General features: G+C 57.3%; 1 protein-coding gene. It reads left to right on the forward strand.

Features of this window, described 5'->3' with window-relative positions:
• The first annotated feature begins 406 nt into the window (after positions 1-406).
• Complete coding sequence (locus tag J5837_RS07685; protein WP_210536078.1) at positions 407-649, forward strand: hypothetical protein; 243 nt, start codon at positions 407-409, stop codon at positions 647-649.
• The last annotated feature ends 12 nt before the right edge of the window (positions 650-661 follow it).

Genomic DNA, 661 nt, shown 5'->3' on the forward strand with positions numbered 1-661 from the left:
GCCTCATGGATGCATTCTTTCGATTCCGACGACAGAGCTGCAGACCGTTATGGGATGCGTCGGTCCGACTGACCGCCATTCCAGCCGTAGCCTTCTCGGTTACAGCAACTGACGTTGCCCTGGACTCTGTCGCGCCCGAGTTCCTGCAAGCCGTATTGCTAGGGATCTCCACTGCCTACTCATCCGTAGTACTGCCACAGGCCTTGGCTATATCCGTGGTGGCTGTTTCAGATAATTCCGGCACGACGCCCGAGATCGCGTTCAAGGCATGTGCTGAGGGGGCCACCTATCATTTGCTAGGCTTCCCAGAGCGGGCCCCACCTTCCGGTTTCCTGGCTGAGGCCTAACAATTCATTCAAGCCGAACCGGCTTCGCCGGTCGGCTTAATTCAGGCGTTAGGCCGCATATGAGCTACCTGGCAGTTACAGATCAAGAGTTTGATCGTGTTGTTTCCCTAAGGGACGCTTACCGCATCATGGAGCGGTTCGCATCCGACTATCTCGCTCGCGGAGACACATCAATCTCCGATTTCCTGCACGCTTATGCTGGCGAGGTTATTACCGGCCAGACTACCGATCCGGCAGCCGCCTATGATTTTCTGGCAGCAGCCGAGCAGGTGCTGTCCAAACAGCAGGCTGGTGGCCGGTGACTTGGCTGCGGC

The organism is Pseudoxanthomonas helianthi, from assembly GCF_017939625.1.
Lineage (GTDB): Bacteria > Pseudomonadota > Gammaproteobacteria > Xanthomonadales > Xanthomonadaceae > Pseudoxanthomonas_A > Pseudoxanthomonas_A helianthi.

Coding starts and splice junctions, on each gene's coding strand:
- J5837_RS07685 (WP_210536078.1), top strand. CDS start 407: ATGAGCTACCTGGCAGTTACAGATCAAGAGTTTGATCGTGTTGTTTCC.